Raw genomic sequence first — 23416 nt, 5'->3', positions numbered from 1 at the left:
AAGATGCATAGTATCATTTTAGTAATTCATGTAATGCTAGGCCTAGGTGTTATTTTACTAGTGCTTATGCAGCAAGGTAAGGGTGCAGAAGCAGGCGCATCTTTTGGTGGCGGTGCATCCAATACAGTGTTCGGTAGTTTAGGGCCGGTTGGGTTTTTGGGTAAAATGACTGGCCTGTTAGCTGCTGGCTTCTTTGCTACCAGTATGGGTTTGGCTTATTTAGCATCTCAAGAATACTCACCAGACTTGGGTATGCCTTCAGATGAAGTCATTGAAGAGTTTGAGCGTGAGCGCTTACCACTACTCGATGACAATGAAGTGATAGAAAATCCGCAAACAGAGTAAGCGCTAAGTTTATTTTAGCTTAGGGCTTGCTAAGTAGCTTGGGCGGCACTATCATTTGGCCGCCTTACAAGTTGTAGTTAGTAGATTTAGTGTGAACAGTTAGGCCGAAGTGGCGGAATTGGTAGACGCGCTACCTTGAGGTGGTAGTGGGCTAAAGCCTGTGCGGGTTCGAGTCCCGCCTTCGGCACCAAATTGTAGTAGTAGATGTAAAAGGAATTATAGTTAGTGGTTGACCTAACACTTGTCAGCCCTTATAATTCCACCTTCTCTGATGCGGGGTGGAGCAGCCTGGTAGCTCGTCGGGCTCATAACCCGAAGGTCGTTGGTTCGAATCCAGCCCCCGCTACCAAGATTTAATCAGAAGCCCCTTTTTTAAGGGGCTTTTTGTTAGGTCGAAAAAATCTTCGCGCAGGTGGCGCAGTACAGCCTTATCCCCCCGAAGTTTTCCGGCCTTGGATCATCTGATCTGCCTAGGCAGAGCTGGAGCCTTTTCTGTGTCAAGTAAAGATAAGCTACTAGAACAGCTAATAGAGCCGGTTGTTCAGTCTCTTGGATTTGAATTCTGGGGACTAGAGTTCAGTGGTCGTGGTCAACATACGCTGCTACGAATATATATTGAAAGTGAACAGGGTATTACAGTTGAAAACTGTGCGCAGGTCAGTCGTCAAATTAGTGCGTTGATGGATGTAGAAGACCCCATCGAAAGTGAGTACAACCTAGAAGTGTCGTCACCAGGAATGGATAGGCCACTTTATAAGCTCGATCACTACCAGCGTTTTTCAGGCCATCAAGTACAATTAAAATTACGCCTTGCTTATGAAGGTCAGCGTAAATTTACTGGTCTTTTAAAAGGTATAGAAGAAGATGAGGTTATTCTTCAGGTAGACGAGGATGAGTATTGTTTTCCGTTTGAAACTATCGACCAGGCAAGAGTTAAACCTGACCTGGAAAAACCAAATAAGTAGCAAGGACTGTTTCTAAGAGGCTGAGGCATGAGTAAAGAGATCCTTTTGGTGGTGGATGCCGTCTCCAATGAAAAAGGCGTTCCCAAAGAAACCATATTTGAAGCAATAGAAGCTGCGCTAGCCAGTGCAACCAAAAAACGCTTTATGGAAGAAGGTGTTGATATTCGAGTCAGCATCGACCGTAAAACCGGTGAGTACGATAGCTTTCGTCGTTGGTTAGTCGTTGATGACGAAGACTTTACAGAGCCAGAATTTGAGCTACCGGCAACGGCAGCAAAAGAAGAAGACTTAGTCGTTGGTGATGTTAAAGAAGAAAAAGTACCTTCCATTGAGTTTGGGCGTATTGCTGCACAAACTGCTAAGCAAGTTATAGTTCAAAAAGTACGCGAAGCAGAAAGAGCTGAAGTTGTTCGTCAATACCTAGATCAGCAAGGTGGTCTTGTTTCGGGCATTGTTAAGAAAACCACCCGAGATGGCTTAATAATTGATTTGGGTGGCAATGCAGAAGCCTACCTTTCTCGCCATGAAATGATACCTGGCGAAAAGTTCCGTATGAATGATCGCGTACGTGCCATTCTTCTAGAAGTGAACCCCAATAACCGCGGTCCACAGCTAGTGCTTTCTCGTACCTGCCCAGAAATGCTGGTTGAACTATTTAAAATTGAAGTGCCAGAAATTTCAGAGCAGCTAATCGAAGTTCGTGGTGCTGCACGTGACCCAGGTTCGCGTGCTAAAATTGCAGTTAAAACTAACGACCGTCGTATAGACCCAGTTGGTGCTTGTGTAGGTATGCGTGGTTCACGCGTACAGGCCGTTTCTAACGAGCTAAGCAATGAACGCGTAGATATAGTTTTGTGGGACGACAACCCTGCGCAGCTAGTTATTAATGCCATGGCACCTGCTGAAGTTGCATCTATTATTGTAGATGAAGATGCTCACTCTATGGATGTGGCCGTAGCAGAAGATAACCTAGCCCAAGCCATAGGTCGTGGTGGTCAAAATGTTAAGCTGGCGCGTGACCTTACCGGTTGGCGCCTTAATGTAATGACAGAGCAAGAAGCTAGCGGTAAGCAAGAGCAAGAAGCCGACGTGCTGATTCAATATTTTATTCAACACCTAGATATTGATGATGACCTAGCTAGAACGCTGGTAGATGAAGGTTTTACAAGCTTGGAAGAAGTGGCTTATGTGCCACTAGAAGAATTCCTAGAAATTGATGGTTTAGATGAAGACCTGGTTAATGAGCTTCGCCGTCGTGCGAAGAATGAGTTGCTGACTTTAGAGATTGCCTCTGAAGAAGCTTTGGCAGTTGCTAGTCCAGAAGAAGCCCTGCTCAATCTTGAGGGCATGGATCGTACCTTAGCATCAGCACTTGCACTTAAAGGGCTAACCACCCTTGATGATCTTGCCGAACAATCCATTGATGACCTTATGGATATCGAGGCTATGACCGAAGAGCGTGCCGGTAAAATGATTATGGCGGCCCGCGCTCACTGGTTTGAAGATGAAGCTTGAGCGTACTAGGTCGTAGTTAGAGGAGATACATAGTGGCAGAGAATACCGTTAAAGAATTTGCAGAAGCCATAGGCCGACCTGTTGATAGTCTGCTTGATCAGATGAAAAAAGCAGGTCTAGACCATAAAAGCGAAGAGCAAAAAGTATCTGAACAAGATAAACATACCCTGCTTGAGTTTTTAAAGCGCGCAAGCGGCAGTAGCGATGAGCCAACGCGTATAACCATGACACGCAAAACGACTCAAAAGTTAAAAACAGATGGTCGTAAAAGCGTGAATGTAGAAGTGCGTAAAAAACGTACTTTTGTTAAGCGTAGCGATGTAGAAGAACAAGCAGATAAAGCGGCAGAAGCAGAACAAGAAGCTGTTCAAAAAGCGGCTGAGGCAGAAGCGCTACAAAAAGCAGAAGCTGCTGCTGAAGAAAAGCGTAAAATCAATGAAAAAGCACGCCGTGAAGCAGAAGAAGCGGCACGTATAGCTTTAGCGGAAGAAGAAGCTCAGCGTAAAGCTAAGCAAGAAGCTAAAGCCGCTGAACCTGCTTTAGATGCAGAAGCCCAGAAAAAGGCAGAAGCAGATAAAGAGCGTCGTAAACAAGATGAGAAGCGCCGTGCTGAACAAGCGCGTAAAGCTCGATCTAATCCAGTAGTAACCAGTGTTGAAGATGACACTCGTGAGGAACCAGAAGAAGCTTTGTTAAAAAATACTAAAGTTGCAGCTGCCGATGATAAACCTAAAACCTCCAAGCCTGGTAACCGTAAGTCAGCTGGTGGTAAAAAGACAGGCGGCAAGCGCGAAGACAATTTTGATGATCGCCGTTTAAGCCGTCGTGGTAATAAAGACGAAAAACGTAAAGGTGGTCGTCGTGCCTCTGGTGGTGCAGCGCGTGCTCATGGTTTTGAAAAGCCAACCGCACCTGTAACCCGTGATGTACTTATTCCCGAAAGCATTAGTGTTGCAGAGCTAGCTGACCGTATGGCAGTCAAAGGCTCTGAAGTAATCAAGGTCATGTTTAAAATGGGTGCTATGGCAACCATTAACCAAGTAATAGACCAAGATACCGCAGCAATCGTTGTTGAAGAAATGGGTCACCAGCCCAAGCTGCAAAAAGACAATGCTATAGAAACCGAAGTAATCGATACAATTAGCTACGAAGGTACGGAAATTACCCGTGCCCCCGTTGTTACTGTAATGGGTCACGTTGACCATGGTAAAACATCATTACTAGACTACATACGCCGTGCCAGTGTAGCCGATGCTGAAGCAGGTGGTATTACGCAGCATATTGGTGCTTACCACGTAGAAACCTCAGCAGGAAATATGGTTACCTTCCTAGATACACCCGGACACGCAGCCTTTACCGCTATGCGTGCACGCGGTGCTAAGGCAACCGACGTAGTTATTCTAGTAGTTGCAGCAGACGATGGTGTTATGCCACAAACAATAGAAGCCGTTCAGCATTCTAAAGCTGCTGGCGTACCTTTGGTTGTTGCTGTAAACAAAATAGATAAAGAAACCGCAGATCCTGAACGTATTCGTAATGAACTATCTCAGCACGAAGTTATTTCTGAAGAATGGGGTGGCGATACACCTTTTGTACACGTTTCAGCCAAAAAAGGTACCGGCTTAGAAGAGCTGCTAGAAGCTGTTTTACTTCAGTCAGAAATGCTAGAGCTGACGGCAGTACCAGAAGCACCGGGTAAAGGTGTGGTGGTTGAATCACGTCTAGACCGTGGCCGAGGCCCAGTTGCTACTGTGCTAGTACAAAACGGTACCTTGCGTAAAGGCGATATCGTTCTTGCCGGTCTTAACTATGGTCGTGTACGTGCTTTAATTGATGAAAACGGTAAACAAACCGAATCAGCTGGACCATCCATTCCGGTAGAAATTTTAGGCTTAGATGGAACACCTGAAGCTGGCGATGAGTTTATGGTTGTTAAAGATGAGAAGAAAGCCCGTGAAGTTGCTCTCTTCCGTCAAGGTAAATACCGAGAAGTTAAGCTAGCACGTCAGCAAAAAGCTAAGCTAGAGAATGTGTTTGGTCACCTGGAAGCAGGTGAAGTTGCCAGCGTTAACATTATTCTTAAGTCAGATGTGCGCGGTACAGTTGAAGCCATTATTAGCTCATTAAAAGACCTAGAAACAGACGAAGTTAAAGTGAATGTTGTTTCTTCAGGTGTGGGTGGTATTACTGAAACCGATGCCAACCTAGCGCTTGCATCCGATGCAATACTGCTTGGTTTTAATGTGCGAGCAGATGCATCAGCTAGAGCAATCATTGAGCGTGAAGAAATAGATTTACGCTACTACAGCGTTATTTACGAACTGATAGACCAGGTTAAACAGGCTATGTCTGGCAAGCTGGCTCCTGAATACCGCGAAGACATTGTTGGTATTGCAGAAGTTCGTGAAGTGTTCCGTTCACCAAAACTAGGTCAAGTAGCTGGTTGTATGGTGGTTGAAGGAACCGTTTACCGTAATAAGAAAATCCGTGTTTTACGTGACAACGTGGTTATCTACGAAGGCGAGTTAGAATCTCTACGCCGCTTTAAAGATGATGCTGCTGAAGTCCGTAATGGTATGGAATGTGGTATTGGGGTTAAGAACTACAATGACGTTAAAGCTGGCGATAAAATCGAAGTTTTTGACAAGGTCAGAGTAGAGCGTAGCCTCTAATACTGCGAGTTAACTAAAGTCGTTAAGCAGCCTCGGTTTTCTGATTTATCAGAATCGAGGCTGTTTTTATTGGAAGACAGCTATGAAAGAATTTAGTCGTTTAGACCGTATTGCTGATCAAATGCAGCGTGAATTAGCTGTAATGATTCAACGCGAAATTAAAGATCCAAGACTTGATGCCATGATTACCGTGAGCGGTGTAAAGGTTAGCAAAGACCTAGGCTATGCTGATGTTTATGTCACCATACTGGGTAAGGAAGACAACCCAGAAGTTGTTCAAGATAATCTAGCTATACTGAAAAGCGCAGCAGGTTTCTTACGCGGACGTATTGGGCAAAGCATTAAGCTGCGTGTTATTCCACAGTTACGCTTCCACTATGATGAAAGTGTGGCTCGAGGTCAGTACCTAAGCAGCTTAATTGAGCGTGCAGTGAATGAAGACGTTCAACGTGCTAAAGGTTCAGATGAGGAATAATCCTTAAATACTGCTATGCAAAAAAAGATTCCTCGTAAAATTGTTAATGGTGTTCTCCTGCTTGATAAGCCCCTAGGTTTATCAAGTAACCAAGCGCTACAAAAAGTTAAGTGGTTACTAAAAGCTAAAAAAGCTGGGCATACGGGTAACTTAGATCCGCTAGCAACGGGCGTGTTGCCCCTGTGTTTTGGTGAAGCAACTAAGTTTGCTAGCTATGGCTTAGAAGCTAATAAAACTTATCTAACCACCATTCAGTTAGGTGAAATAAGAGATACGGCCGATGCTGAAGGTGAAGTGCTTGAGCGCTTCCCCTTACCAGAAATGACTCAGGCAAAAATTGAACAAGTTTTATCAGGTTTTTTAGGCAAGCAACAACAAATACCCCCCATGTATTCTGCCCTAAAATTTCAGGGTAAAAAACTGTATGAGTTAGCTCGTGCTGGTCAAAGCATAGAACGCCCACCCAGAGACATTACTATTTTTGATTTACAGTTAATGGGTTTTACAGCCGACAGCCTAACCCTAGAAGTTAGCTGCTCTAAAGGAACTTACATTCGTGTGTTAGGTGAAGATATCGCCAAGGCACTAGGCAGTGGTGGTTATTTAAGTGCTTTGCGGCGTACCGTTTCTGGCAGTGTAAAGGCTAACGAGCTAGTCACCTTGCAAAGTTTAATTAATCTGCATGAAACAGAAGGTGAAGCTGCCGTTGCAGCCTGGCTAAAACCCACCGACTATCTAGTAAAGCACTTAGCTCTACATCAACTAAATGAAGTTGAAGCAGCGCAGGTATTAAATGGTCAGGCAATAAAATTGCTGGACTCCAGCTTAACTATCGGACAAAATGTGCGCCTTTATGCCTTAGGCAAAGACTTTTTGGGTTTAGGTCAGGTGCAGGAGAGTGCAGCGGGTTTGCTACTCCAGCCCATTAAAATTCAAAGTACCGCCCAGGCAGAATAAAGTTTTCAGGCAGGCTGTAACGTCGCACGGCTTTGCCCTTGTTATTAAGCGACTGTGGAGTTTTAAAATGTTAACAACTGAACGTAAAGCAGAAATCGTAAAAGATTTTGCTCGTGATGCAAAAGATACTGGCTCACCTGAAGTACAGGTAGCACTACTGACTTTTGATATTACTGCACTACAAAAGCACTTTGAAACCAACAAGAAAGATCACCACAGCCGTCGTGGTCTAATTCGTAAAGTTAGTCAGCGTCGTAAATTGCTAGACTACTTGAAGAAAAAAGATGTAACTCGCTATGCAGACTTAATTAAGCGTCTAGGTCTACGTCGCTAAAATTATAGATTCTCTAGCGAATCTTAAAACCCCTCGTTGCTAAAGCAGCGGGGGGTTTTGCATTTTAGCCGCTAGTGCTTTGTTTGTGCTGCCAGTCAGCGTATGATTAAGGGGCTAATTAATGGCGAAAAAAAATGAATTTAAAGGATAAATCTGTGAATCCCGTAGCTATCAAAAAAACCTTCCAATATGGTCAAAACACTGTAACTTTTGAAACTGGCCGTATTGCACGTCAGGCCAGTGGTGCTGTGCTTGTTACTATTGATAACACCAGCGTACTTTGTACAGCTGTAGCCAAAAAAGACGTTAACCCAACACAAGACTTCTTTCCTCTAGCTGTTTTCTATCAAGAAAAAACCTATGCAGTAGGTAAAATTCCTGGTGGCTTCTTCAAGCGTGAAGGCCGCCCTACAGAAAAAGAAACCCTTATTTCGCGTTTAATCGACCGCCCCATTCGCCCTCTATTTCCTGAAGGCTTTATGAATGAAGTGCAGGTTATCTGTACGGTCGTTTCTGCAGAGCGTGGTAAAGAATCAGATATCGCAGCAATGTTAGGTGCTTCTGCTGCACTCAGCATTTCTGGTGTACCTTTTAATGGGCCTTTAGCAGCAGCTCGTGTTGGTTACACAGATGCTGAGGGTTATATGTTAAACCCAGACTCTGCACAGCTAGCAGACTCACGCCTAGATATGGTGGTTGCAGGTACCGAAGGCGCAGTGTTAATGGTTGAATCAGAAGCTAAAGAGCTAACTGAAGACCAAATGCTTGGTGGCGTACTTTATGCACACCAAGAAATGCAAGTGGCCATTCAAGCCATTAAAGAATTCACTGCAGAAGCAGGCAAGCCTGCATGGGACTGGCAGCCAGCACCTGCTGACACCAGCACCGATGCCCTAGTGCGTCCTTTAGCTGAAGCAGGTATTCGTGAAGCTTATAAAATTACTGACAAAATGCAGCGCTATGATCGTTTAGGTGAAGTGCGTCAAAGCGTTGTTGATCAGCTAGTGACCGATGCCGAAGCCGCACCTTCAAAAGATGATGTAAAAGCGGTTTTTGCACAAATTGAAAAAGAAGTCGTGCGTAACAACGTGCTAGACGGCTCGCCACGTATTGATGGCCGTGATCATAAAACAGTTCGCCCTTTAACCATAGAAGTTGGCGTACTACCTAAGGTTCATGGTTCTGCTTTGTTCACCCGTGGTGAAACTCAAGCGTTAGTAGTAACCACTTTAGGTACTAGCCGTGATGCGCAAATTATAGAAAGCCTAGAAGGTGAGTTTAAAGATAGCTTCTTATTCCACTATAACTTCCCTCCTTACTCAGTAGGTGAAGCTGGCTTTATGGGTGGACCTAAGCGTCGTGAAATTGGTCATGGTCGTTTGGCTAAGCGTGGTGTTCAATCCATGCTGCCTAAAGAAGCAGACTTCCCTTACACCCTACGTGTTGTTTCTGAAATCACTGAATCGAATGGCTCTAGCTCTATGGCCTCGGTTTGCGGTTCATCACTAGCGTTAATGGATGCGGGTGTACCTTTAAAAGCTCCTGTAGCGGGTATCGCAATGGGCTTGGTGAAAGATGGCGAGCGCTTTGCTGTATTAACCGATATTTTAGGTGACGAAGACCATCTAGGTGATATGGACTTTAAAGTAGCTGGTTCTGCTGCGGGTATTACTGCACTGCAAATGGACATTAAAATTGAAGGTATTAACGAAGAAATCATGGAAGCTGCGCTAGAACAGGCACTGGTTGCTCGTTTAGATATTCTAGAGCAGATGAATCAAGTTCTACCTTCAGCACGTACTGAGCTGTCTGATAATGCTCCAACCATGAGCACAATTAAAATTGATACAGACAAGATTCGCGATGTTATAGGTAAAGGCGGTGCTACGATTCGTAGTATTACCGAAAAAACGGGTGCTTCGGTTGATATCGATGACACAGGTGAGATTAAAGTATTTGGTGACTCTGCTGAATCTGCCAAAGCTGCAATCGACATGATTATTGGCCTAACCGCCTCTGCAGAAATAGACAAAGTTTATATGGGTAAAGTAGCACGCCTAGCAGACTTTGGTGCTTTTGTTACCTTCTTGCCTGGTCAAGATGGTTTGGTACACATTTCTCAAATTGATAACAAGCGTGTTGAAGCAGTTAAAGATTACTTAACTGAAGGACAAGAAATTCTAGTTAAGGTCATTGATATCGATAACCGTAATCGCGTTAAGCTGTCTATTAAAGAAGTAACTGAAGAAGATAAAGCAGCCTTTGCTGCGGCAAATCCAGAAGCCTAATCTTCTAGCTAGTTAATTTAAAGCAAAAAAATCCCCGCATTAAGCGGGGATTTTTATTTCTAACCGTTAGAAATAATTACTCTTCTATTTCTAGCAGCTCAACTTTAAATACTAAGGCTTCGTTCGGGCCAATAGAGCCACCAGCACCCGCTGGGCCATAAGCTAGGTTTGCAGGAATATACACTTCCCACTCACTGCCTTCAGGCATCAGTTGTAGCGCTTCTTGCCAACCAGAAATAACCTGATTGACTTTAAATGATACAGGCTCACCACGTTGATAAGAGCTATCGAACACTGTGTCATCAATTAGCTTGCCTTCGTAGTGCACTTTTACACTTGAACTAGCTGCAGGCTTGTTACCCTTACCTTTTTTAACAACCTTGTATTGCAAGCCACTATCAGTCACTTTCACGCCTTTCTTTTTAGCGTTAGCAGCAAGAAACTTTTCACCTTTGGCTAGGTTTTCTTCAGCAGCCACTGCCGCCTGCTCTTGTGCTTCTGCAGCTAGCTTTTGCTGCAGTTGGTCTAAAATTTGTGCTATCTCTTTATCGCTTAGGCTTGGAGTGTTGCCTGCATAAAGGTCTTTTAATGCTTCGCCAAAGCTATCAGTGTCTAGGTCACTAATGTCTTGTTGTAATTGACGACCGACCATAATGCCCAAGCTATAGCCAATGCGTTCTTCTTCAGTTTTGGGTGCTGCTAGGGCAAGGCTAGGTAGTGCTACAGCTAGGCTTAGTGAGGTAGCTAGCGTTAGCTTGGCAAAAGATTTGTACATGGGTACTCCTTAGTGAGTCTTAATTGTTTTGCAGTCTTGGTTTAGGGTTTAGGTGGTGGGATTAGTTCCCTGCTGGCGAATAAAACGTTTCTCTAGGTATTCTCTTAGGCGTACCGAAGTAAGCTCAACGTCTCTTTCATCTAGCATAATATTGAGTAGCACTTTAAGCGGTTCATCTTCGACTAATCTTGGATCATCAAAGCAATGGGCTAGGTTCTCTATTAGTGCTGCCTCACGATTTTCACAGTCTAATAAACCTTGACGCTCTTGGTAGTAAAAATAAAGAACCGCCTGTTCTTGCTGCTCAGCTAATAGCTCGGCTTTTTGAATATGCTCACGCATTCTATGCAAAGGGCCATCTTCATTTCTATCGGCTTTTTCAGCGATAAGTTTTAATTCATTACGCTGGCGCCTTAGCTGCAAGGTGTAATCTCTATGCCAGTTTTCAAACTGTATAAAACTATTTCGCCAGTCAGGGCTAAAGCGTAATCTCTGCTGTGCTGTCCAGATAGCAAAAAAAACTAAATTAATATTAGCGCCGCTGTCATCTTGAAGCTGTAAACAAGCATCTTTTATTCGCTTGAGCTGGTAGAGGCTCAGCGAGAAACGCCAGAAAGGGTTATCATGCAGCAGCATTTTTTATCCTTCCAAATCATGGGAATAGGTCGGGAGTAGTTACTATGATGACATTAGGTGGTCTGACACTGCAACGCGGTGATTTACGCTTGTTAGAAAACGCCAGCGTAAGTCTACATTCAGGTTGGAAAGTCGGTCTAACCGGTGCCAATGGTGCAGGCAAGTCATCACTGTTCAAACTCTTGCTAGGTGAACTTACACCAGATGCTGGTGAGCTACAAATGTCTGGCTATGATCGCATTGCCTACATGGCGCAAGAAGTACCTAGTTTACAGCTTGCAGCCTTAGATTATGTGTTAGAAGGTCACCAAGAGTTAAAACAGGTAGAGCTAGACTTAGTCGCTGCTGAAAAAGCTGGTGATAACAACCGTTTAGCAGAGCTGTATGGTCAGTATGATTTATTACAAGGCTACTCTAAAAAAGCCGAAGCCGAACAGCTTTTGGCGGGGTTAGGTTTTCCACAGGCAGTTTTTAATAACCCTGTAGACAGTTTTTCAGGTGGTTGGCGTATTCGTTTAAACCTCGCCCGTACTTTATTTATGCCATCTGATTTAATGTTGTTAGATGAGCCAACCAACCACCTAGACCTAGATGCCACCCTTTGGTTAGAAGGTTGGTTACGCAGCTACCCAGGCACTTTAATTTTAATTTCGCATGACCGAGATTTTTTAGACAATGTGGTTGATCATCTGCTGCATGTAGAGCATAAACAGCTGCATCTATATAAAGGGGGTTACTCTGCTTTTGAGCGACAGCGTTCGGAGCGTTTAGCGCAGCAGCAATCTATGTTTGAGAAGCAGCAGCGTGAAATAGCTCACATGGAAAACTTTATACGTCGCTTTAAGGCTAAGGCAACCAAGGCAAAGCAAGCACAAAGTCGTATTAAATCCTTAGAGCGCATGGAGAAAATCGCTGCTGCCCATGTTGATTCACCTTTTCACTTTATTTTTCCAGAAGCCAGTCAGTCCTCAGACCCTCTATTGGTTATGCGAGAAGCCAACCTAGGCTACTCAAATAAGCCGATAATAGATAATGTAGGTTTTACACTTCATCCTGGGCAACGTATAGGTTTGCTTGGCCCTAATGGTGCGGGTAAGTCTACGTTAATTAAAACCTTGGTAGGTGATTTACCACCCATTACAGGGCAACGCACCCAAGGTGAACACCTCTATATTGGCTACTTTGCTCAGCACCAGTTAGAAGCCTTAGATGTGGATGCTTCTCCTTTATTGCACATTCAGCGTTTGTCACCCGATGCAAAAGAACAAGAGCTGCGCAATTTTTTAGGTGGCTTTGGTTTTCAGGGTGATGAAGTACTGGCTGCGGTGGGTCGCTTTTCAGGGGGGGAAAAAGCCCGCTTAGCTTTAGCTATGATTGCATGGAAAAAGCCTAACCTACTTTTACTAGATGAACCAACCAACCATTTAGATTTAGAAATGCGCCATGCCTTAACTCTAGCGCTACAAGGCTTTGAGGGTGCGGTAATTGTGGTATCGCATGATCGGCATTTATTAAACAATACGGTGGATGAATACTGGCTAGTTGCCGATGGAAAGGTAGCAACTTTTGATGGTGATCTAACCGATTATGCGCAATGGTTAAAAGAACGTCAGCAGGCAGCGCGTAGAGTAGAGAAGGCCGACAAGCCACAAGAAGAAACAGCCACACCAGTGGTTAACAAAAAACTCGACCGCAAAGAGGCGGCTCGGCTTAGAGAAGTATTGAGGCCGTTAAAAAAACAGGTAGACAAGTTAGAAAAACAAATTGAAACGCTTCAAGCACAGCTAAAAACGATAGAAAACACCCTAGCAGACACAGATATCTACACTGATAACCAGCGTAAAGATGAATTACAAAGCTTGTTAAAAGACCAAGGGCAGTTAGAGCTAGAGTTGGAAAGTATTGAGATGCAATGGCTAGAAAGCAGTGAGGAATTAGAAAGCCGCACTGCAGAGCTAGGCCTAGATTAAACCAGTGTTTTAGTCTTCTTTATAAACCATTTTACGACTCATGCCGCCATCAACCACAAAGTTTTGTCCGGTTACAAAACCAGCCAAATCAGATGCTAACCACAACACCATACCTGCTATGTCATCGGGTTTTCCCATGCGACCTACAGGGTGTTGTTCGTGGTCTTCATCAGAATGGAATGGCTGATAGCGAGAGCTATTTTTTTGCCACTCGCCTACTTCTATCCAACCTGGGCTAATTGCATTCACCCTAACATCTGGCCCCAAGCTTATAGCTAAAGAGTGGGTTAAAGAAATAACGCCACCTTTACTAGCTGAATAGGCTTCAGTGTCGGGTTCAGATTGAGTTGCACGCGTAGACCCAAGGTTAATAATGCTGCCTTTGGTAGCGCGTAAATCTGCCGCAGCGTACTTGCTGCACAAAAATACGCCCGTTAAATTAACATCTAAGTAGCGTTGCCAAGTGGTTAGGTCTAAGTCTTCTAATGCACCTGTATAAGGGTTAGCTAAACCTGCATTGTTAACAAGTAGGTTAATTGGCCCTAACTTTTCGTTGGTTAATTTAATTAACTCTTTTACTTGGTCTTCGCGAGAAACATCGACAGGGTGAAAAACAACCTTACCTAAGCTGTCAAAAAGATGAATGCATTCAGTTCCAGCTTCGCCGTCGATGTCAGCAACCATTACCTGCCAACCTTGCTGTAAAAGCGCACTAGAAATAGCTCGGCCAATACCTTGTGCACCACCAGTCACTAGGGCAACGGGGCGTGATGTAGATTCACTCAAGATAGAACTCCTTAAAACACTATTTACTTTCAAGTAAAAAAGTAACCGGCCCATCATTAATGAGCTCAACCTGCATGTTGGCTCCAAATTGGCCGCTTGCAACCTGTGGGTGGTTAGCTTTGGCAGAGGTTAAAAAGTGATTATAGAGTAATTCACCTTTTGTTGGCTCAGCGGCTGAAGAAAAGCCAGGCCTTAACCCTTTATGCGTTTCTGCAGATAAGGTGAATTGAGAAACAACGAGTAAACCACCCTGGGTTTCTTTTAATCCAAGATTCATTTTACCCGCTTCGTCGGCAAAAATACGATAACTTAAAACTTTCTGTAATAATTTTTCTGTTATGGCTGGTGTGTCATCTTTATCTACACCCAAAAACACCAGTAGACCAGTGCCTATCTCGCCTACCAGCTGGTTATCTACGGTTACTTTTGCACGACTCACTCTTTGTAATAGTGCCTTCATTTGTGGGTTATTCCTTAACAAGGTAGTTTTTACTATAAAAATAAATAATCAAAATGCTTGATATGCATAAATGCATTTGCCATTCTTCATTTCAAAAGGCTTGTTTCAATGAGGTAAAAGAAAGCTACAGGCTATTCTTGATACAAGCAATAAGGTGGCTCGTTACTTGTTTACAGGAGAAGCAATATGGACGGCTCGGATGAAACCAATACTAGCCAAGGACAGCTTAAACATAATGCGTTCCTTTCATTTCTTGACTCAATTGATAGGGGGCTTGGCTGGATTGAGCGTAAGGTTATAGCCAGTTGCGTACTTATAATGGCATTCCTAATGAGTGCCCATGTGGTAGGTAACTTGTTTTTTAATCGTGGTATCCCTGGCACCTACGAAATTACCGAAATGTTGATTGTTATTATAACCTTTGTTGGTGTTGCCTATGCTGCACGCCATGCTAGGCATATTCGTATGTCGGCAGTCTATGACCTACTGAATGATCGCCTACGTAAAATTTTATTGATTATTATTAGTGTGGGTACTGCCACTTTAATGTTTTATTTTGCTTACAAATCTGCCCAATACGACCTGGCTCTATATAGCCGAGGACGTACTAGCTCTGCGCTACAAATACCTATGTGGATGGTTAATCTAGCCCTACCCATCGGGTTTAGTTTAGCGGGCATTCAGTATGTTTTAACAATTCTGCGTAACCTCATGAGTAAAGGTGTCTACCGCTCTTTTCGTGAAAAAGAAGAATACTCAGAATTACCTACTGAAAACACCTAATAACGGATTTGGAGCGCAAGATGTTAACTCTATTACTGGTCACTATGGTTGTGCTGCTTTTACTGGGGTTCCCGATGATGGTTCCCTTAGCCGTTGGCACACTTTTTATGATGTTCACCGATATGACCTTTTTTGGTCCAGACCAAGCGATTAGCTGGATGGCAAATGGTGCCAGTAGCTGGGTTTTGGCAGCGGTACCCATGTTTATATTTGCCGCCGATATTTTAACTAAAGGCCATACGGCTAACCGCCTTCTTGATTTAGTCGACTCGTTTACTCGTCATGTTCGGGGTGGCTTGCCTATTACAACTGCCATTTCCTGTGCTTTATTCGGCGCTGTTTCAGGCTCTACTCAGGCAACTGTGGTTGCTATGGGTGGACCTATGCGTCCACGCTTATTAGAGAAAGGCTATCCAGATTCTTTTGCGCTGGCGCTTATTATTAATGCCAGTGATGTTGCGCTGCTCATTCCTCCTAGTATTGGCTTCATTATCTACGGGGTAGCAATGAAGGCTTCGATAGGTGATTTGTTTTTAGCAGGCATCTTGCCAGGCTTGATGATTATGCTGATGTTTTCTGCCTATTGTTATGTTTGGGCAAGGGTTAAAGGCATACCCTCAGACCCCAAAGCTTCTTGGTCAGAACGCTTAAGAGCTTTACGCAAAGCTAGTTTAGCCATGGGTTTTCCGGTTATTGTGGTGGGTGGTATTTATGGTGGTTACTTTAGTGCGGTTGAAGCATCAGCTATAGCTGTGGCCTACGCGCTGTTATTAGAAGTAGTTATCTATCGAAAAGTTAAAGTTAGTGATCTAGGTGGTTTAGCGCTTTCGACAGGTATGATTACCGCCGTGGTATTTATTTTAGTGGCCATAGGTGCTGCTTTCTCTCAAACCTTGGGCACTGCAGGTGTTCCCGAACAGCTACTTGGACCAACAATTGAGCGAGTGGGTGATAACCAAACCTTAGCGCTGTTATTGATAGCTATCGCTTTTTTTATAGGTTGTATGTTTGTTGACCCTATTGTGGTGATACTTATTTTAGTACCTATTTTTAAACCCCTGATTCAATCGACTGGCTTAGACCCAATTCATGTGGGTGTTATTGTTACTTTGCAGGCTGCTATTGGTTCAGCGACACCTCCATTTGGCTGTGATATTTTTACGGCTATAGCAGTGTTTCGTAGACCTTATATGGATGTAATTCGAGGCACACCGCCCTTTGTGTTTATTTTACTGTTAGCAACGATCCTTTTAATTCTGTTTCCGCAAATATCACTATTTTTACCCTCCATAGGTGGCCAGTAAAATAGCTAGCTAATAAAAAAGCCGCTGCAAGAGATATAGTATGTATCCGTTGCAGCGGCTTTTAAGTAAAGTGCTTAGGCTATTACTATTAGCTATTCATTGATAGCAAAATTAAGAATTAGGTGCACCATACTCGCGTATTAAAATATCTAATGCCTGCTTACCACGCTCGCCCACTTCATCAATAAAGACCTGACGCACTGGCTCAGCTAGCTTACGAAACGCTTCACGTTGCTTGGCATTAAATTCGATAATATTAATATCGCTTTTTGATTTAATCGTATCTAGGCGTTCTTTATTGAACTTGCTTTGAATGTCGTAACCCGTTTGTACTAGCTGTTGAGTTACATCCTTAACCATGGCTTGTTCTTTATTAGAAAGCCCTTCGTACCAGTCAAGGTTACCCATTAGGGTTGCGACAAACTGAGCTTGTCCTGCAAAGATCATATAGTCCTGTACTTCGTAGAAGCCCATTTCTTCATGAGCAAAAACAGGTTGAATATTACCCTGAGCTTGGCCTTGCTGTAATGCACTATAAAGCTCGCCATAGGCAATGGTAATGGGTGATGCGCCATAGGCATTGTAGGTTGAGCGCAATAAGCTGTTATCCATAACACGGATGGCTAGGTTTTCCATATCGGCTGGAGTTTCGATAGCCTTGTTTGAGGTCCATACCTGGTAACCTTCTGCCAGCTCAGCCAAGGGTACTAGGCCACGTTGACGGAAAGACTGCTGCCAAGGTTCACTTTCAATAAACTCAGGCGAGTTTAAAACTTTAACCGTTTTTAGCTGGTCAGCGGGCATAACAAAGTTCAGGTTAAGTAGCTGACTCTCTGGTACGGTACCACCTAAAGCGCCAGAACCAAAGCCTACCTGAATAGCACCGCCTTGAATCGCATCGTAAAGTTCTGAATAACTAGAACCCCACTTACCATAGGGCAGTAGTTGTACTTTGATATCACCCTTACTTTTTTCTTCAATAAGCTCTTTGAATGCTTCTGCATACTTAGCTTGAACACTGCCCTCAATTTCTTCTAGGCCAAAACGCCAAGTATCTGCATTTGCAGCACTTGCTGCAGTAAATAGACCAAAGACAGCGGCTGCGCCTAGTGTTTTATAAAAGCTCATGGTTTTCTCCTTCAGAATACTCTGATTTTTATTTTTAACTCAGTAGAGCGTCTTGTTGCGCGCTCTAGCTTTATACAAGATAAAAGCTGGTTTTTTTATTTTCAGTGCCTCCCTTTGCTGACATTATTACGCATGTTTAAACAGGCAGAGTAAGCGTGTGATTTAACAACCTACTCATATTACACTCAGCGTAACCATGACAAAGATATGAATTGATGGCAAGAAAACCACTAGGATTTACTGGAAACTATTCTTGGCTTCATGTGTTTTGCTATGGCGCTAAACATGGGTGCAATCACTGAGTTGCCAAACTGCTTGTAGGCTTGAGTATCTGAAACTGGAATTTTAAACTCATTACCTTGTGGCGTATTGAAGCCCATTAACCTTGCACATTCTATGGGAGTTAGACGGCGAGGACGATTTATAAGGTTGGCTTTATCTGTTATTGGTTTTTCAAAATCCCAGCCCCTATCAATTAAAATTTCAGAGCCATCTTTGTAATAGCGTGCGGATAAAGTTCTTGCCCTATCTTCAGGGCCTACTAACCCAAAGCCAAAGCCATTACCTTTTTCTTGATGCTTTTTGGCGTAGTTAAATAAGTATTCCCAAAGCTTGGGTGTCAAAAGGTATTTCTCATCAACAATTGGTTCTAAAATATCACCTAGAGATGGTGTGTTAGCTGGTAAAGGTAAATCTTTAAGGCTAAAGCCTTCATGGACATTTAAATCACGTCTGAAACCCACCAAAATAATTCTTTCTCTATTTTGAGGAACCCAGTTGCAACCATTAATAATCTTGGGGTCTTTGGCGCCCAGATGGTCTGCGTCAGCAATTGAGTAACCTAGCTCATCAAGAGTTTTCATGATTATTTTAAAGGTTTTGCCTCGATCATGGCTTTTAAGGTTTTTTACATTTTCTAAAACAAAAGCTGAAGGTCGCTTGGCGGCAATAATTCTTGCTACATCAAAAAACAAAGTACCTTGGGTGTCACACTCAAACCCATGCTTAACACCTAAAGCATTTTTTTTAGACACACCAGCTAGTGAAAATGGTTGGCAGGGAAAACCAGCAAGTAACACATCATGGTCTGGTACTACTTGATTAATATGCTTATAAGCTTCCTGTTCAGTTTTGGAGGTATCTTTGCTGAGGGTTACATCTCGAATATCTTCATTGAAGGTATGAAAAGAGTTGTCGCAGGCAAAGTTGGCTTTATAGGTACGTCTAGCAAATTTATCCCACTCACTAGTAAAAACACACAGACCACCTTGCTCTTCAAAACCTTTTCTTATGCCGCCTATGCCAGCAAATAAATCAATAAATTTAAAGTCATAGTTATTAGGGGTAACCGAAGCTTTAGGCACTAATGCTTCTAAGTGTTCGTATTCGGCTTTACTTAGCTTGGGTGAGGCTTTCCCTTTTATCCAGCGATTGATTGTTTCGCGAGTCCAGTTATTGCCGGGTAACTTATTGAGGTGTGTAGCGATAAACTTCTGATCGTAAGCCTCTAATAATGTAGAAATAAGGAATAAATCGTTATGCAAGTCTTGGTTGTAGTTTAGATAGTCTAGTTCAAGTTGGCTCATAGCGTTACCAGGTATTATGGGTGATGAATGGTCACATAATAGTTCTTTTTAATCAAGCTTTCTGTGCTTGCATACAGCTTTTAGTGGTTTTAGTGTTGTTTTTTATGACAGGCAAGTATAGTTATTAAGAGTTAAACGCTATTTTTAAGCACTTAGAGTCAATAAAAACAAGGAGGTAGCTAATGTACGAAAAACTAGCCGATGTTTTTAATGCTGTTGCTGTTAAGTACCTTAAAGCGGTTGATGTGCCAAGAGGAAAAAGTAAAACAAAAGGCTCAAACCAGCATGAAATTGGGGGCTTGGTTAAAGCTGGTTTTGCCGACTATCTTGGGAGACCTGAAAAAGGTGAAGTGGTTAACTTTGATGCAACCATGGTCTATATGGCAGATGAAGAAGGTGAACCAAATATTTGTAACTGTTTAGTTTCTTGGTATAACACTAGGTATGAAAGCCCACACCGTGGGCCAGAGTATCGACTTTATTATAAAGAAAATGAGGTTACTCAGCTGCTTCAGGAAGATGATTTTTTTCTTATTGCTCTAACTAAAGAAAATACGCTCTATATGATTTTTGCACCTCAAAACAGTGAAGTGGAGCAGCAGCTTAAAGCACTATTTGCAGCTACTGATGTAAAGCCAGCCAACGCATTAAAGAAAGTTAACTTCACTGAAAAAGAAATAATTTTTCCAGTTAGAACCTTGTTAGCGCAGCTCGGCATTGAATTGTTTAAATCCCGGCAAGGTGATGAGAAAAAGCTTCAGTCTATTTTAGAAACTTATGGTCCAGAGTTTCCTAAAACTAAGTCGTTTTCTGCTTACTCACGAAGCCAAGTTGCTGAAGTTGTTGATCCGGTCGCTGATCCTGACCAGGCATTAATTACTTGGTTTGATCAAGAAGAACATCTTTTTCGTTTGTTAGAGCGTCATTTAGTGGCAGTACAATTAAAGCAAGGCTTTGGTGAGCAAGGCGATGATGTGGATGCTTTCATTAAGTTTTCGTTAAGTGTACAAAACAGAAGAAAATCAAGAGCAGGGCACTCTTTCGAAAATCATATAGCAGAAGTTTTACACGCAAACCAAGTTAGCTTTGATAACAATGTGCTTACAGAAGGAAAGCAAAGACCTGACTTTCTCTTTCCAGGAAAAGCAGCCTATGACAATAAAACTTTTGATGTGGCCAAGTTGAAAATGCTAGGGGCAAAAACTAGCTGTAAAGAAAGGTGGCGACAAGTTTTAGCTGAAGCTGAAAAAATTAAAATTAAGCACTTAATTACCCTTGAGCCAGCAATATCAGAAGATCAAACCAAGCAAATGAGCAAAATGAATGTAAAGCTAGTTGTACCTCTGCCCATTCAGCAAACTTATACTGCTAGCCAACTCAAGTTTATAGCTAGTTTTAAGAGCTTTATTTTTGAAGTTAAAGAAACACAGCAGCATCTGCCAAGTTAGTTGTCCACTTATAGCTAGTCTACTTGTTTGTCAGGTACAGCAGGCATCAATCTGTGGCATAATTAATGCTTATTTTTAAGGCTAAAGTTATAGAGTTGTTGTGGAAGATTTAAATTCTTGGTTTTTAGTGGTTTCTATTTTGCTGTGCCTAAGTATTTTGGCCACGGTTATTTCTGCACGTATCGGAATGCCATTACTCTTGGTGTTTCTTGCCGTGGGCATGTTGGCAGGTGAAGATGGCATAGGTGGCTTAAAGTTTGCCAGTTTTGAAGCTGCCTACGTTATTGGGCATTTAGCCCTAGCAGTCATACTACTTGATGGTGGTATGCGAACTCGCATGAAAACCTTTAGGGTGGGTTTGCGTCCAGCTTTGGTGCTGGCAACCGGTGGTGTGTTAATAACCTCTGGGCTAACCGGCCTGCTAGCCATGTGGATATTTAACCTTTCTATTTTAGAAGGCTTATTAGTAGGCGCTATAGTGGGTTCAACGGATGCCGCCGCAGTTTTTTCTATGCTTAGCGGTAAAGGTGTTAGCCTAAATGAGCGAGTCAGTGCCACACTGGAAATAGAGTCGGGCACTAACGACCCTATGGCTATTTTTCTAACCATCACCTTAATTACTCTGTTAACTCAAGATAGTGCTGACCTAGCCAGTGCCTTGCTAATGTTTGTACAGCAGTTTGGTATTGCTATTCCTTTGGGTATTGCGGGTGGTTGGTTTTTTGCACAAGTATTAAAAAAGCTACAGCTTTCGACTGGTTTTTACCCTCTACTTATTACTGGTGCAGGTTTAGCCTTATTTGCCACCACCAATATGCTGGGCGGTAGCGGCTTTTTAGCCATTTATTTAGCAGGCTTAATGATAGGTAATAGTCGTTCAGCTAAGTTAGGGCACGTTTTACCTGTGCACGATGGTTTTGCTTGGCTAAGTCAAATAGGTTTGTTTTTAATTCTTGGTTTGCTGGTAACTCCCCATGAAATGCTTGAAACAGCTATTCCTGCCACGCTGCTTTCTATTGGTATGATTTTAGTTGTGCGCCCTATTGCGGTGCTCTTGTGTATAAAACCCTTCTTTAAATTTAGTTGGCGAGAGTTAACCTTTATTTCTTGGGTGGGCTTGCGTGGCGCTGTGCCGATAGTTTTGGCAATCTTCCCTGTTATTGCTCAGGTGGATAATGCCAGCTTGTATTTTAATATCGCATTTTTTGTAGTTTTAATGTCCCTGTTGGTGCAGGGTGCAAGCTTGCCTTGGGCAGCACGCTGGTTAAAGGTAGAAGTGCCGGCTGGTTTTATGCCTAAAAATCGCTCCTTGCTGGGTGTGTTTGCTGAAGATGATTTTGAAACTTTTGTTTATTCAGTGAAAGGCGGTACTTTAGATGGTGTGGAGCTGCGCTGTTTACGTTTCCCTTCGGGCGCACGTATTGCTGCGCTGTTCCGTGGTAGAAAGCTTATTCACCCTTCGGGCAGTACTCAGTTAAAGGAAGGCGATCAGCTGTGTGTTATCGGCCGAGAATCAGATTTACCCGTACTGAGCAAAATGTTTAACAGTGACTCTCAGCCAGACAAAGAAAAGAGCCGAACCTTCTTTGGTGACTTTACTTTATCGGGTGATGCACCGCTGAAAGACATAGCTGATCTTTATGGCTTAACCATTAGCCCAGAACAAGCTGGACTGACCTTAAGTGAACTGCTGATTCGGCGCTTTGGCGGCCAAACCGTGGTGGGTGACCAGATGGAATGGCACGGCATACGTTGGATAGTGGTTGAGGTTGAAAACAACAAAATTGAACAGGTAGGGCTTAAGCCTTTATACCTAGATAATGCTAGCTAACAACAGTTAATTTTTGGTTTAAGTAACTGCTGTTAGATGGTTGTCCCAATGCCATAGGTTGCCGTCTTGTAGCTGTAAAAGTTGCTTATTACCTGTTAAAGCACTGAGTTGATAAACTTTGCCGCGCCCTGTGCTAACTAAAAACTCCCCTTCTTTTTGTGTGGCTGCTAAGCCACAACCATCAGCTGCATAAATACTGCTTAAAAAGCTTCTTTGCTGCATATCCCATAACATAACTTGATTACCACGCGGTGACGAAACTGCCGCAAATTGACCGCTGCTATCAAAACAAGCACTACCGCAATACTGTTGCAACTGGCTACGAATTAACTCGGGCATGGCTAAAGTCTCAAGTGCTTCTCCTTGTTTGTGTGCCAAGACTAAAGGCACTTGGTCGGCTGGGTGACCTTGGTATTGCAGGGCAACCACCACTTGTCCATTGTTAGCAACATCTAAATGGCGAAGGCTGCACTGGTGATATTCATCAGCAAGCTGCTGCTTTTCAATTATTTCATCCGTTTGGCTGTTAAGGTAAACCAAAGAAGACTGCATGGTCTCTAGGTTAAGCTTTTTGCGTCCTTCAGTTGCAATGCCACCATTAGCCACCACTAGCGTTTTACCATCGGGCATCCACAAAAACTCATGGGGTTCTATGCCTCCTGTAGCCAATTTGTTCACTGGTTTAAACTTATTTTCTAAGTCCCTAACAACCAGGTGGCCTTGATCATCTTTTAAACTGGTTTCGCTGGTGTACAAATAACGACCATCAGGTGACAAGAGCGCATGGCCTTGCAGGTAGTGGTTCGGTTGAACTTTTAAATGTGCTAAAGGGCGATTATTACGATAGTCATAGATATCAATAAACTCCCCAGGCCGTCGCGCAATAGTAAACAGCCAGCCGCGTTTAGAGTCGGCTAGAATATGGTGCGCTCTGGAAGGCAAGGGGTGACTGGTTTGTTCTTGCCCTAAGCCATTAAAAAAACTTAAATAATAGCCGCCACCTGTTTTTTTGGCGGCAGAAGCATAAAGCTGTTCAGCCTGCTGCTTCATTAACTGCTGTGTTATTCGCTGCTTGTCATTGGCTAGGCTGAACTGTGTTTTAGCCAACAAGGGCGCAGCAGCTAACCAGCTCAACAATTGGCGGCGATTCATACGCAT

The 23416-nt window shown here is 43.2% G+C and carries 20 protein-coding genes and 2 tRNA genes; 15 read left to right on the top strand and 7 right to left on the bottom strand.

The features are described from left to right. The first annotated feature begins 3 nt into the window (after positions 1-3). The 10 genes from secG (at position 4) to pnp (ending at position 9551) form a co-directional block, all read left to right on the top strand. The gene (secG, locus tag BP27_RS0107590; protein WP_027851040.1) at positions 4-345 is read left to right on the top strand and encodes a preprotein translocase subunit SecG; all 342 of its coding nucleotides are present in this window, start codon (positions 4-6) and stop codon (positions 343-345) included. Between the two features lie 103 nt (positions 346-448). Next, positions 449-535 (top strand) — tRNA-Leu (locus BP27_RS0107585). Between the two features lie 82 nt (positions 536-617). Next, a tRNA-Met gene (locus tag BP27_RS0107580) sits at positions 618-694 on the top strand. 145 nt (positions 695-839) lie between these two features. Continuing rightward, positions 840-1310: a ribosome maturation factor RimP gene (gene rimP / locus BP27_RS0107575; protein WP_027851039.1), complete on the top strand. Its 471-nt coding sequence runs from the start codon at positions 840-842 to the stop codon at positions 1308-1310. 27 nt (positions 1311-1337) lie between these two features. After that, the gene (gene nusA / locus BP27_RS0107570; RefSeq protein WP_027851038.1) at positions 1338-2825 is read left to right on the top strand and encodes a transcription termination factor NusA; all 1488 of its coding nucleotides are present in this window, start codon (positions 1338-1340) and stop codon (positions 2823-2825) included. 32 nt (positions 2826-2857) lie between these two features. Next, complete coding sequence (gene infB / locus BP27_RS0107565) at positions 2858-5497, top strand: translation initiation factor IF-2 (RefSeq protein ID WP_027851037.1); 2640 nt, start codon at positions 2858-2860, stop codon at positions 5495-5497. Between the two features lie 82 nt (positions 5498-5579). Further along, entirely contained in the window at positions 5580-5972 is a 393-nt protein-coding gene (rbfA, locus tag BP27_RS0107560; RefSeq protein ID WP_027851036.1) for a 30S ribosome-binding factor RbfA, read from the top strand. Between the two features lie 15 nt (positions 5973-5987). Beyond that, positions 5988-6929 (top strand): tRNA pseudouridine(55) synthase TruB, encoded by a 942-nt coding sequence (truB, locus tag BP27_RS0107555; RefSeq protein WP_027851035.1) that lies wholly within the window; start codon positions 5988-5990, stop codon positions 6927-6929. Between the two features lie 67 nt (positions 6930-6996). After that, entirely contained in the window at positions 6997-7263 is a 267-nt protein-coding gene (gene rpsO, locus BP27_RS0107550) for a 30S ribosomal protein S15 (protein ID WP_027851034.1), read from the top strand. A gap of 134 nt (positions 7264-7397) precedes the next feature. Beyond that, complete coding sequence (gene pnp / locus BP27_RS0107545; RefSeq protein WP_245597825.1) at positions 7398-9551, top strand: polyribonucleotide nucleotidyltransferase; 2154 nt, start codon at positions 7398-7400, stop codon at positions 9549-9551. 76 nt (positions 9552-9627) lie between these two features. Here the strand turns inward: pnp and bamJ are convergent, their stop codons facing one another. Both bamJ and BP27_RS0107535 read right to left on the bottom strand, forming a co-directional pair. Beyond that, complete coding sequence (bamJ, locus tag BP27_RS0107540) at positions 9628-10326, bottom strand: BamJ family beta-barrel-assembly machinery protein (RefSeq protein ID WP_027851032.1); 699 nt, start codon at positions 10324-10326, stop codon at positions 9628-9630. 48 nt (positions 10327-10374) lie between these two features. Next, positions 10375-10962: a TIGR02444 family protein gene (locus BP27_RS0107535; protein ID WP_027851031.1), complete on the bottom strand. Its 588-nt coding sequence runs from the start codon at positions 10960-10962 to the stop codon at positions 10375-10377. A gap of 44 nt (positions 10963-11006) precedes the next feature. Here BP27_RS0107535 and abc-f point away from each other — a divergent pair, with 44 nt between their 5' ends. Next, positions 11007-12932: a ribosomal protection-like ABC-F family protein gene (abc-f, locus tag BP27_RS0107530; protein WP_027851030.1), complete on the top strand. Its 1926-nt coding sequence runs from the start codon at positions 11007-11009 to the stop codon at positions 12930-12932. Positions 12933-12941: 9 nt separating this feature from the next. On the opposite strand, the gene BP27_RS0107525 is transcribed toward abc-f, so the two are convergent. Together BP27_RS0107525 and dtd are read right to left on the bottom strand one after the other, a co-directional pair. Then, on the bottom strand, positions 12942-13718 hold the full coding sequence (locus tag BP27_RS0107525) for an SDR family oxidoreductase (protein ID WP_036239742.1): 777 nt from the start codon (positions 13716-13718) through the stop codon (positions 12942-12944). 19 nt (positions 13719-13737) lie between these two features. Further along, positions 13738-14178 (bottom strand): D-aminoacyl-tRNA deacylase, encoded by a 441-nt coding sequence (gene dtd / locus BP27_RS0107520; RefSeq protein ID WP_027851028.1) that lies wholly within the window; start codon positions 14176-14178, stop codon positions 13738-13740. 186 nt (positions 14179-14364) lie between these two features. On the opposite strand from dtd, the gene BP27_RS0107515 reads away from it, so the two are divergent. Further along, positions 14365-14961: a TRAP transporter small permease gene (locus BP27_RS0107515; RefSeq protein WP_027851027.1), complete on the top strand. Its 597-nt coding sequence runs from the start codon at positions 14365-14367 to the stop codon at positions 14959-14961. A gap of 20 nt (positions 14962-14981) precedes the next feature. Continuing rightward, a complete protein-coding gene (locus tag BP27_RS0107510; protein ID WP_027851026.1) occupies positions 14982-16265 on the top strand; it encodes a TRAP transporter large permease in 1284 nt (427 codons plus the stop codon). A 111-nt stretch (positions 16266-16376) separates the two neighbouring features. Here BP27_RS0107510 and dctP read toward each other — a convergent pair whose 3' ends face one another. Together dctP and dcm are read right to left on the bottom strand one after the other, a co-directional pair. Further along, complete coding sequence (gene dctP, locus BP27_RS0107505) at positions 16377-17393, bottom strand: TRAP transporter substrate-binding protein DctP (RefSeq protein ID WP_027851025.1); 1017 nt, start codon at positions 17391-17393, stop codon at positions 16377-16379. 230 nt (positions 17394-17623) lie between these two features. Further along, positions 17624-18979 carry a DNA (cytosine-5-)-methyltransferase gene (gene dcm / locus BP27_RS0107500; protein ID WP_027851024.1) on the bottom strand — a complete coding sequence of 452 codons (1356 nt, stop codon included), beginning with the start codon at positions 18977-18979 and terminating at the stop codon, positions 17624-17626. Positions 18980-19161: 182 nt separating this feature from the next. Between dcm and BP27_RS0107495 the strand changes: the two genes are divergently transcribed. Together BP27_RS0107495 and BP27_RS0107490 are read left to right on the top strand one after the other, a co-directional pair. Further along, positions 19162-20427 (top strand): type II restriction endonuclease, encoded by a 1266-nt coding sequence (locus BP27_RS0107495; RefSeq protein WP_027851023.1) that lies wholly within the window; start codon positions 19162-19164, stop codon positions 20425-20427. Between the two features lie 100 nt (positions 20428-20527). After that, positions 20528-22258 carry a potassium/proton antiporter gene (locus BP27_RS0107490; protein WP_027851022.1) on the top strand — a complete coding sequence of 577 codons (1731 nt, stop codon included), beginning with the start codon at positions 20528-20530 and terminating at the stop codon, positions 22256-22258. Positions 22259-22276: 18 nt separating this feature from the next. Here the strand turns inward: BP27_RS0107490 and BP27_RS0107485 are convergent, their stop codons facing one another. Next, complete coding sequence (locus BP27_RS0107485) at positions 22277-23416, bottom strand: DUF1513 domain-containing protein (protein WP_036239741.1); 1140 nt, start codon at positions 23414-23416, stop codon at positions 22277-22279.

The organism is Marinospirillum insulare DSM 21763 (assembly GCF_000686905.1).
GTDB lineage: Bacteria > Pseudomonadota > Gammaproteobacteria > Pseudomonadales > Halomonadaceae > Marinospirillum > Marinospirillum insulare.
The sequence above is the reverse complement of the archived record's forward strand: the minus strand, read 5'-3'. Positions and strand labels throughout refer to the sequence as shown.

What these genes read in the sequence shown, in the direction of transcription:
- secG (WP_027851040.1), top strand. Translation starts at nt 4, where the DNA reads ATGCATAGTATCATTTTAGTAATTCATGTAATGCTAGGCCTAGGTGTT.
- nusA (WP_027851038.1), top strand. Translation starts at nt 1,338, where the DNA reads ATGAGTAAAGAGATCCTTTTGGTGGTGGATGCCGTCTCCAATGAAAAA.
- rbfA (WP_027851036.1), top strand. Translation starts at nt 5,580, where the DNA reads ATGAAAGAATTTAGTCGTTTAGACCGTATTGCTGATCAAATGCAGCGT.
- truB (WP_027851035.1), top strand. Translation starts at nt 5,988, where the DNA reads ATGCAAAAAAAGATTCCTCGTAAAATTGTTAATGGTGTTCTCCTGCTT.
- rpsO (WP_027851034.1), top strand. Translation starts at nt 6,997, where the DNA reads ATGTTAACAACTGAACGTAAAGCAGAAATCGTAAAAGATTTTGCTCGT.
- pnp (WP_245597825.1), top strand. Translation starts at nt 7,398, where the DNA reads ATGAATTTAAAGGATAAATCTGTGAATCCCGTAGCTATCAAAAAAACC.
- bamJ (WP_027851032.1), bottom strand. Translation starts at nt 10,326, where the DNA reads ATGTACAAATCTTTTGCCAAGCTAACGCTAGCTACCTCACTAAGCCTA.
- BP27_RS0107535 (WP_027851031.1), bottom strand. Translation starts at nt 10,962, where the DNA reads ATGCTGCTGCATGATAACCCTTTCTGGCGTTTCTCGCTGAGCCTCTAC.
- abc-f (WP_027851030.1), top strand. Translation starts at nt 11,007, where the DNA reads ATGATGACATTAGGTGGTCTGACACTGCAACGCGGTGATTTACGCTTG.
- dtd (WP_027851028.1), bottom strand. Translation starts at nt 14,178, where the DNA reads ATGAAGGCACTATTACAAAGAGTGAGTCGTGCAAAAGTAACCGTAGAT.
- BP27_RS0107515 (WP_027851027.1), top strand. Translation starts at nt 14,365, where the DNA reads ATGGACGGCTCGGATGAAACCAATACTAGCCAAGGACAGCTTAAACAT.
- BP27_RS0107510 (WP_027851026.1), top strand. Translation starts at nt 14,982, where the DNA reads ATGTTAACTCTATTACTGGTCACTATGGTTGTGCTGCTTTTACTGGGG.
- dctP (WP_027851025.1), bottom strand. Translation starts at nt 17,393, where the DNA reads ATGAGCTTTTATAAAACACTAGGCGCAGCCGCTGTCTTTGGTCTATTT.
- dcm (WP_027851024.1), bottom strand. Translation starts at nt 18,979, where the DNA reads ATGAGCCAACTTGAACTAGACTATCTAAACTACAACCAAGACTTGCAT.
- BP27_RS0107495 (WP_027851023.1), top strand. Translation starts at nt 19,162, where the DNA reads ATGTACGAAAAACTAGCCGATGTTTTTAATGCTGTTGCTGTTAAGTAC.
- BP27_RS0107485 (WP_036239741.1), bottom strand. Translation starts at nt 23,416, where the DNA reads ATGCGTATGAATCGCCGCCAATTGTTGAGCTGGTTAGCTGCTGCGCCC.